Source organism: Bacteroides sp. AF39-16AC (genome assembly GCF_003602735.1).
Taxonomy (GTDB): Bacteria; Bacteroidota; Bacteroidia; order Bacteroidales; family Bacteroidaceae; genus Bacteroides; species Bacteroides uniformis.
In genome coordinates this window covers 1-9,161 of the sequence record NZ_QTLN01000037.1, presented here as the reverse complement: position 1 = coordinate 9,161, position 9,161 = coordinate 1, and the positions used below count along the sequence as shown (strand labels likewise).

Annotated in this window: 12 protein-coding genes and 1 pseudogene; 11 read left to right on the top strand and 2 right to left on the bottom strand. The window is 52.6% G+C overall.

Translation table 11 applies throughout. The annotated features are described in order from the left end of the window. Together mobA and DW039_RS21535 are read right to left on the bottom strand one after the other, a co-directional pair. Nucleotides 1-321: conjugal transfer protein MobA (gene mobA / locus DW039_RS19385; protein WP_120382259.1), on the bottom strand; the 321-nt coding region annotated here is incomplete at its 3' end. A gap of 269 nt (nt 322-590) precedes the next feature. After that, nucleotides 591-770 carry a hypothetical protein gene (locus DW039_RS21535; RefSeq protein ID WP_074668551.1) on the bottom strand — a complete coding sequence of 60 codons (180 nt, stop codon included), beginning with the start codon at nt 768-770 and terminating at the stop codon, nt 591-593. Nucleotides 771-1,002: 232 nt separating this feature from the next. Here DW039_RS21535 and DW039_RS19370 point away from each other — a divergent pair, with 232 nt between their 5' ends. The 11 genes and pseudogenes from DW039_RS19370 to traK all read left to right on the top strand — a co-directional run. Continuing rightward, nucleotides 1,003-1,758: a ParA family protein gene (locus DW039_RS19370; protein WP_005643916.1), complete on the top strand. Its 756-nt coding sequence runs from the start codon at nt 1,003-1,005 to the stop codon at nt 1,756-1,758. A 5-nt stretch (nt 1,759-1,763) separates the two neighbouring features. After that, entirely contained in the window at nt 1,764-2,213 is a 450-nt protein-coding gene (locus tag DW039_RS19365; protein ID WP_004311202.1) for a DUF3408 domain-containing protein, read from the top strand. Beyond that, nucleotides 2,210-2,599 carry a DUF3408 domain-containing protein gene (locus tag DW039_RS19360; protein ID WP_299338276.1) on the top strand — a complete coding sequence of 130 codons (390 nt, stop codon included), beginning with the start codon at nt 2,210-2,212 and terminating at the stop codon, nt 2,597-2,599. The genes DW039_RS19365 and DW039_RS19360 overlap by 4 nt, the downstream gene beginning before the upstream one ends. Next, complete coding sequence (locus tag DW039_RS19355) at nt 2,596-3,336, top strand: hypothetical protein (RefSeq protein ID WP_032595736.1); 741 nt, start codon at nt 2,596-2,598, stop codon at nt 3,334-3,336. The genes DW039_RS19360 and DW039_RS19355 overlap by 4 nt, the downstream gene beginning before the upstream one ends. Before the next feature lie 201 nt (nt 3,337-3,537). Then, nucleotides 3,538-3,849 (top strand): DUF4134 domain-containing protein, encoded by a 312-nt coding sequence (locus DW039_RS19350; RefSeq protein WP_004311205.1) that lies wholly within the window; start codon nt 3,538-3,540, stop codon nt 3,847-3,849. A gap of 10 nt (nt 3,850-3,859) precedes the next feature. Next, complete coding sequence (locus tag DW039_RS19345) at nt 3,860-4,192, top strand: DUF4133 domain-containing protein (RefSeq protein WP_004311206.1); 333 nt, start codon at nt 3,860-3,862, stop codon at nt 4,190-4,192. Then, a complete protein-coding gene (locus DW039_RS19340) occupies nt 4,189-6,693 on the top strand; it encodes a TraG family conjugative transposon ATPase (RefSeq protein WP_005827325.1) in 2,505 nt (834 codons plus the stop codon). Before DW039_RS19345 ends, DW039_RS19340 begins: the two co-directional genes overlap by 4 nt. Nucleotides 6,694-6,730: 37 nt before the next feature. Then, the gene (locus DW039_RS19335) at nt 6,731-7,114 is read left to right on the top strand and encodes a DUF3876 domain-containing protein (protein WP_004308928.1); all 384 of its coding nucleotides are present in this window, start codon (nt 6,731-6,733) and stop codon (nt 7,112-7,114) included. Nucleotides 7,115-7,144: 30 nt separating this feature from the next. Beyond that, complete coding sequence (locus DW039_RS19330) at nt 7,145-7,774, top strand: DUF4141 domain-containing protein (RefSeq protein ID WP_004308927.1); 630 nt, start codon at nt 7,145-7,147, stop codon at nt 7,772-7,774. Nucleotides 7,775-7,777: 3 nt separating this feature from the next. Continuing rightward, on the top strand, nt 7,778-8,782 hold the full coding sequence (gene traJ, locus DW039_RS19325; RefSeq protein ID WP_004308926.1) for a conjugative transposon protein TraJ: 1,005 nt from the start codon (nt 7,778-7,780) through the stop codon (nt 8,780-8,782). Between the two features lie 31 nt (nt 8,783-8,813). Next, a pseudogene (traK, locus tag DW039_RS19320) lies at nt 8,814-9,110 on the top strand (conjugative transposon protein TraK); the annotation flags it as partial. Between the last annotated feature and the right edge of the window lie 51 nt (nt 9,111-9,161).

Genomic DNA, 9,161 nt, shown 5'->3' with positions numbered 1-9,161 from the left:
CGCCATCGCCTTTTTCTCTGAAAAATGCAGCCTCAGTTCCTTCACGACTTGGTTGTAATTCGTACCCACGGCACGGAATTGTGCATGAAAATCCGACAGTTTGGTGTAATAGTCCACCAACGTCTTGTCCACCTTCAGCACCTTGAACGGTTGCCCGAAGAAGTGCGCTTTGAGGAAAACAGACCGTGCATAGACACCCGATTTTCCGAACATGGCGAGGAAACGGTTGTGTTCCTCCTCGTTGAAACGGACGGTGTACCGGTACACCGCCGGATCAAGTTTGGGATTTCTCCCTGATTTGCTTTTCCTTTTCTCTTTCATATTACTTTGGATTTAGCGGATTGACGGCATAAGCCGCCGCTTCGGATTACAGCACCGCAGTTCTGAAAGGCTTCCCGACTTCGGAGGGAAAGCCCGCCCCCTGCAAGGGCAAGTGCTTTTCGTGGCTGCTCAAAATATTTTGAGCGGCTGAAAAGACATCTTGCTATGTTCAGGTGAACATAAAAATCCGTCGGGGACGGATTGGGGATGATTCCTTTCAAACTCCGGGCTGCGCTACCTGCGGCGTACCCTGCCGTTCGGGTGCAAAGTTACGCCCTTAAGGCGATGTCCGACAGAGGCTTGACCCGGACAATCAGTGCCAACCGGCGCAACGTGCTGCCACTTGCCGGAGAAGTGATACAAGTTCCAAAATATCCTTGTTTATTTGCAGTGTGATTCGGATGTGGGACTGAAAATACACTCCTTCCGCCGGATGTTCGGACAGCAATCCGGGCATCAATCCAAACGGTTGAAAACAGGTGTATGTATTCAGATAGTTTTCCAAGCACACGTCCGTGCGGACGGATAAAAGCATGGACGGTTGGACAAACCGATGAATACCCGCAGGCACAGCCGGATTAAGGAGTGAATAAATAAATGAATGGGAGTGCGTGCGTACGTACTAATGACAATACGCTACCGCCACCGGACAGATGTATAACCAAATAAATTATCAAAAAAATGAAAGAAGCAACTTATGTGGCAATCTCCACGCAGAAAGGTGGAGCGGGTAAGACAACCCTGACAGTGCTTGTAGCAAGCTATCTGCACTATGTGAAAGGCTACAACGTAGCCGTGGTGGACTGCGATTTCCCGCAGTACAGTATCCATGACATGCGCAAGCGTGACATGAAAGCCGTCATGGAGGACGGGCATTACAAGGTGCTGGCGTATGAGCAGCTCAAACGACTGAAGAAGAACCCGTACACCATCAGATGCAGCCGTGCGGAAGATGCGGTAAAGACCGCCGAAAATCTGGTGGCAGCGCAGCCCGACCTCGATTTCGTGTTCTTCGACCTGCCGGGAACAATCAACAATGCCGATGTGGTGCAGACCATTTCCCAAATGGACTATATCTTCACGCCCATCATCGCCGACCGTGTGGTGATGGAGAGTTCCATCAAGTTCGCCACTGTCATCAACGAACAGATGATAAGCACGGGCAAGTCCGGCATCAAAGGGATTTACCTCGTGTGGAACATGGTGGACGGACGCGAAAAGACTGAACTTTACAAGGCATACGACAAGGTCTGTGCCGAGTTCGCCCTGCCCATTCTGGAAACACATCTACCGGACAGTAAGCGCTTCCGCAAGGAGACGGCGGCAGAACGCAAGGCGGTATTCCGCTCCACGGCGTTTCCGGCGGACAAAATACTGGTACGCGGCAGCAACCTCGACAAACTCGTCGATGAGATTCTCGGCATCATCAAAAACTGAACGGCATGGCAAAGAAAACAAGAATCGAGGACATCGACAGCGAAGCCGTAATCAACTCATTTCGACTGGACGATACAAGCATTCCGCCGGAAGCGAGAAGCACGGACGGGAACGCTCCTGTCCCACCTCCGAAAGAAGCGATACAAGAAGCCGTTTCTCCACCCGCCTCGCACTCCAAAGAGGAGCCGGAACGCAGGCGCAGGAACAGCAAGCCGGAAAAATTGGATTATGACACAGTATTCATATGCGGTTCCAATATCACGGCAAGGCTCGGCAAGCAGGTCTATATCCGCAAGGAGTACCACGACCGCATACAGAAGATGCTTCATGTAATCGGAGGCAACGAAGTGACTATCGCGGCATTTCTTGACAACGTGCTGACACACCATTTCACGCTGTTCCAAGACGAGATAGCCGAATCGTTCAAACGGCACATGGAATCCTATAATTTATAAACACTCAAAAACAACAAAGAAGTATGAAAAGAACAAATAAGAACCGTCAGGCTGAGTATCTGCAAACAGGAAAGAGTGAAAGAACCGCTGTCCGTGCAGCAAAGTGTGTAACCGACTACGGGCATGAAAATACCGACGTTGACTTCCGCAAGGATAAAGGCAGAGACAAACCGCTCTCGACTTTCCTGCAAGCATCGGAAATCAAAACGCGGCAATGTATATACATCAGCCGAGAAATTCATGAGAAAGTCGCTATCGTTACCAGTCGGATGGGAAACGGTTTGAGCATCGGCAAGTTTGTGGATAACATCCTCCGCGACCATTTCCGACAATACGGGCAGCAGTACATGGAACAGATTGAAAACGCCCAAAAAGTAAGATTATGACAAAGGCGTTTTTAATCGTATCGGTTGCTTGCAACGTGTGGTTTCTGTTTCTGCTGTTCTATGACCGCATCATGGACATGAAGCTCATCCGTTTCTTCAGACATATTGCCGGGCTGTGGCGGTCATTGGACAGTACGGTGGCAGAGCAAGGAAAGGATAAGGAAATACCTCACGCAGACACCTCGGACATCATTGGCAAGAGCCGTTTCAAGATGGCATCGACCCGGACAACCGCTGCCATACCGACGCAAGAAGCCGCCACTTCGGAAAAAGGCATTGAGCTGTCGGAGGAAGAGGCTACTTTTGACGACGGAAACACGGAAACCGTCTCACGCCCGACACAAGTACCGGAGGACAAACTCGATGAAACCTTCACGAGCATCCCGCCCTCGGAACTGGAGTACGGAGAAGATGAACCGGAGGATGAAGAACCAGACAAAAAGCAGGCTTCGGGAAGTAGCTTCGAGGATATTGACATGGCAGTACACACCATACGGAAGGAATCACCATCCGATGAGGAAATGCGACACGCCGGAAAGGTCATGACGGAACTGGACGGGACAGAGCTTTTCACAAGAATAACGGAACGCCTGACCGATGAAGCAATGAGCGAGAGGATTGCAAAGGCGATGGCAGTTTTCGTGGACACGGTGAACATGACCGTGACACAACAAAAGGAAAAGGTGTTCGTGATTCCCGACAACATCGAGGAGTTCGACTTCCGAAACTATGTATAACAACTAAAAAAGAATGGAAATGAAAACGTAAAATGACGACACCCACGCGCACGGCGGTACAAGGTACAGCCAACCCGCAACGGACAGCCCCAAGTCCGTAGAAACAAACGGGCAACCACTAAAACCAAAGTAAAGTAATCAAGTATCAACCGCCCGAAAAAGGACTATCCACCCTTTGGACGGCACAAAAAAGAACAGTTTATGAACAAGAACATCAGACAAAAGTTAATCATCGCTGCGGCACTTATGATTGCCGCAACCGCCTCCGCTTTCGCACAGGGAAACGGTCTGGCTGGCATCAACGAAGCCACCTCTATGGTGAGTTCGTATTTCGACCCCGGCACGAAATTAATCTACGCCATCGGCGCGGTAGTCGGGCTTATCGGTGGCGTGAAAGTGTACGGAAAATTCTCGTCCGGAGACCCGGACACCTCGAAGACCGCCGCCTCGTGGTTCGGGGCTTGTATCTTCTTGATTGTCGCCGCCACTATCCTGCGCTCATTCTTCCTTTAATAAACAATGTATGGCTGAATACCCGATAAACAAGGGTATCGGCCGTCCGGTCGAGTTCAAGGGTTTGAAGGCTCAGTACCTCTTCATCTTCTGCGGAGGTCTGCTGGCTCTCTTCGTCCTGTTCGTCATCCTCTATATGGTCGGCATCGACCAGTGGATATGTATCGGCTTCGGCGCGGCATCGTCTTCCGTCCTCGTATGGCAGACCTTCGCGCTGAACGCCCGGTACGGCGAACACGGGCTGATGAAATTGGGAGCGGCAAGGAGCCATCCCCGATACCTTATCAACCGACGGCGGATCACCCGATTACTCAAACGGCAACGAAAGGAAGAAACGACATGAGAAATACATCCAAAATGACAACACTGGAAAACAAGTTCCCCCTGCTGGCGGTGGAGCATGGCTGCATCATCTCCAAAGACGCCGACATCACGGTGGCTTTTGAGGTGGAACTGCCGGAGCTTTACACCGTGACGGGCGCAGAGTACGAGGCGATACACGGCTGCTGGTGCAAGGCTATCAAGGTGCTGCCGTACTTCTGCGTCGTGCATAAGCAGGATTGGTTCATCAAGGAGAAATATATGCCGGAGTTACAGAAGGACGACATGAGTTTCTTGAGCCGTTCCTTTGAACGCCACTTCAACGAGCGTCCGTACCTGAAACACTCCTGCTATCTCTACTTGACCAAGACGACGAAAGAACGTAACCGTATGCAGAGCAACTTCAGTACGCTGTGCCGGGGACATATCATCCCGAAGGAGCTGGACAAGGAAACCGCCGGGAAGTTCATGGAGGCCGCCGAACAGTTCGAGCGCATCATGAACGACAGCGGCTTTGTGAGGCTGCGCCGCCTCTCCACCGACGAGATTGTCGGGACGGAGAAGTCCGCCGGGCTGATAGAGCGTTACTTCTCGCTCATGCCCGAAGGCGACACGACCTTGCAGGACATCGACCTCTCGGCAAAAGAAATGCGTATCGGTGACAACCGCCTGTGCCTGCACACCCTCTCCGACGCGGAGGATATGCCAGGAAAGGTGGCTACCGACATCCGCTACGAGAAACTCTCCACCGACCGCTCGGACTGTCGCCTCTCCTTCGCCTCCCCCGTGGGGCTGCTGCTTTCCTGCAACCACATCTATAACCAGTATGTGATTATCGACAACAGCGAGGAAAATTTGCAGAAGTTCGAGAAGTCCGCAAGGAATATGCAGTCGCTATCCCGATACAGCCGGAGCAACAGCATCAACCGCGAGTGGATAGACCAGTACCTGAACGAAGCCCATTCCTACGGGCTGACCTCGGTACGGGCGCACTTCAACGTCATGGCGTGGAGCGATGACGCGGAGGAACTGAAGCATATCAAGAACGATGTGGGCAGCCAGCTGGCAAGCATGGAGTGCGTGCCGCACCACAATACCATCGACTGCCCGACGCTCTACTGGGCGGCGATGCCCGGCAACGCGGCGGACTTCCCGGCGGAAGAGAGTTTCCATACATTCATCGAGCAGGCGGTGTGCCTCTTCACGGAGGAAACCAACTACCGCAGTTCGCTCTCGCCCTTCGGCATCAAGATGGTGGACAGGCTTACGGGAAAACCGTTGCACCTCGACATCAGCGACCTGCCGATGAAGCGGGGTATCACGACCAACCGCAACAAGTTCGTGTTGGGTCCTTCGGGCAGCGGCAAATCCTTTTTTATGAACCACCTCGTGAGGCAATACTACGAGCAGGGTACGCACGTGGTGCTGGTGGACACGGGAAACTCCTATCAGGGCTTGTGCGAGATGATCCGGTGCAAGACAAACGGGGCGGACGGCGTGTACTTCACCTACACGGAGGAGAAACCGATTTCGTTCAACCCGTTCTACACCGATGATTACGTGTTCGACGTGGAGAAAAAGGACAGCATCAAGACATTGCTGCTGACGCTCTGGAAGTCGGAGGACGACAAAGTGACGAAGACGGAGAGCGGCGAACTGGGCAGTGCGGTGAACGCCTATATCGAGCGTATCAGGGCTGACCGGAGCATCGTCCCCTCGTTCAACACCTTCTACGAGTATATGCGCGACGACTACCGCCGCGAACTGGCGGAACGTGAGATAAAGGTGGAGAAGTCCGACTTCAACATCGACAATATGCTCACCACCATGCGGCAGTATTACCGGGACGGACGCTACGACTTCCTGCTCAACTCCACGGAGAACATCGACCTGCTCGGCAAGCGGTTCATCGTCTTCGAGATTGACAGTATAAAGGAAAATCGCGAGCTTTTCCCTGTGGTGACCATCATCATCATGGAAGCCTTCATCAACAAGATGCGCCGATTGAAAGGCGTAAGGAAACAGTTGATAGTGGAAGAGGCTTGGAAGGCTCTATCTTCGGCGAACATGGCTGAGTACCTGCGCTATATGTACAAGACCGTGCGCAAGTATTACGGGGAGGCAATCGTGGTGACGCAGGAGGTGGACGACATCATTTCCTCGCCCGTCGTCAAGGAGAGCATCATCAACAACTCCGACTGCAAGATACTCCTTGACCAGCGGAAGTACATGAACAAGTTTGATGCCATACAGTCCCTGTTGGGTCTGACGGAGAAAGAGAAGTCGCAGATACTCTCCATCAACATGGCGAACAACCCGTCAAGGCTCTACAAGGAAGTGTGGATAGGACTGGGCGGCACGCAGTCGGCAGTCTATGCCACCGAAGTTAGTGCTGAAGAGTATCTGGCGTACACCACCGAAGAAACGGAAAAAGTAGAGGTTTACCGTCTGGCGGAACAGTTGGGCGGCGACATTGAAGCCGTCATCCGGCAGCTTGCCGAAAGGCGGAGAAAAAAGGAATAAATAGAAACAGATTCATCAACTAAAAAAGAAAATGCGTATGAGTATATCAAGAACGAAAATGCTGCAAGTCAGCAAGTGTTTAATCGGGCTGGCGGTCATGGTGCTGCAATCCTGCGACATAACGGACAACCGACGCGACCTGCTTTGCGGAAACTGGGAGAGTGTGGAGGGCAAGCCCGACGTGCTTATCTACAAGGAGGGCGAAGCCTATAAGGTGACGGTATTCAAGCGGAGCGGCATCCGCCGCAAGCTGAAGCCGGAAACCTATCTCTTGCAGGAGGAGAACGGCAATCTGTTCATGAACACCGGATTCCGCATCGACGTGTCCTACAACGAGGCGACGGACATCCTGACCTTCTCGCCGAACGGGGACTACGTGCGTGTGAACCCGAAACCGGACCATCCGATAGGCGAGCAATAAATAATGAAATCCACTAAAATCCAAAGTAACATGAGAACAAGAATAACACTTATTATCTGCCTGTGCCTGTTTGCAGTCGGCAGGGCAAGCGCACAGTGGGCGGTGATAGACCCGTCCAACATCGCGCAGAGCATCGTGAACACCTCGAAGAACGTGGTACACACTTCCACGACCGCCCAGAATATGATAAAAAATTTTCAAGAGACCGTGAAGATTTACGAACAGGGCAAGAAGTATTACGACGCACTCAAATCCGTGAACAATCTGGTAAAGGACGCCCGGAAGGTGCAGCAGACCATTCTGATGGTGGGTGACATCACCGACACCTATGTGACCAGTTTCCAGAAGATGATGCGTGACGACAACTTCACGGTGGAGGAACTGGGAGCCATCGCCTTTGGCTACACCAAGTTATTGGAGGAATCCAACGATGTGCTGACGGAACTGAAGAATGTGGTGAATATCACCACGCTCTCCATGACGGACAAGGAGCGCATGGACGTGGTGGAACGCTGCTACTCCAAAATGAAGCGTTACCGCAACCTCGTGAGCTACTACACCAACAAGAACATTAGCGTGAGTTACCTGCGTGCGAAGAAGAAAAACGACCTTGACCGCATCATGGGGCTGTACGGGAACATGAACGAAAGATATTGGTAGCCTATGAATTTCGACAACCTTCACCAAATTCTGCGCTCGCTCTACGAACAGATGATGCCGCTATGCGGGGACATGGCGGGCGTGGCGAAAGGCATCGCCGGGCTGGGCGCACTCTTTTATGTGGCCTACCGGGTATGGCAGTCGCTGGCGAGAGCCGAACCGATAGACGTGTTCCCTATGCTCCGCCCGTTCGCTATCGGTCTGTGCATCATGTTCTTTCCGACGGTGGTACTGGGTACGATAAACAGCATCATGTCGCCCGTCGTGCAGGGTACGGCAAAGATGCTGGAGGCGGAAACGCTGGACATGAACCGATACCGTGAGCAGAAGGACAAACTGGAGTACGAAGCGATGATGCGCAATCCCGAAACCGCCTACCTCGTGTCAAATGAGGAGTTTGACAAACAACTGGAAGAACTGGGCTGGTCGCCCGGCGACATGGTGACGATGGCGGGGATGTACATCGAGCGCGGGATGTACAACATGAAGAAGGGCATCCGCGACTTCTTCCGCGAGATACTGGAACTGATGTTCCAAGCCGCCGCCCTCGTGATAGACACCATCCGCACGTTCTTCCTCGTGGTGCTGGCGATACTCGGTCCGATAGCCTTCGCCATATCGGTGTGGGACGGCTTCCAAAGCACGCTTACACAGTGGATATGCCGCTACATACAGGTCTATCTGTGGCTGCCCGTGTCGGATATGTTCAGCACCATACTGGCGAAGATACAAGTGCTGATGCTGCAAAGCGACATCGAACGGATGCAGGCTGACCCGAACTTCTCGCTGGATTCGAGCGACGGGGTGTACATCGTCTTCATGATAATCGGCATCATTGGTTACTTCACCATCCCCACGGTAGCAGGCTGGATTATCCAAGCCGGAGGCATGGGAAGCTACGGTCGCAACGTGAACCAGACGGCAGGACGAGCCGGAAGTATGGCGGGCAGCGTGGCGGGCGCAGCCGCAGGAAACGTGGTCGGACGTGTCGGGAAGCTGCTGAAATAATCAACTGACAATTAAAAACGAATAAACAACAATGGAATTTAAGTCACTTAAAAACATCGAATCATCGTTCAGGCAGATACGCCTGTTCGGTATCGTCTTCCTCTCGTTGTGTGCCGTAATAACGGTATGGAGCGTGTGGAGTTCCTACCGCTTCGCGGAGCGGCAACGGGAAAAGATTTACGTGCTGGACAACGGCAAGTCGCTGATGCTGGCTCTCTCGCAAGACTTGTCGCAGAACCGTCCGGCAGAAGCGAGGGAACACGTGCGCCGTTTCCACGAGCTGTTCTTCACGCTCTCACCCGAAAAGAGCGCGATAGAGCATAACGTTGTAGCTAACACTTGAAAAGGGACCCGGGTAGCATTTGAAACGTGTACCACC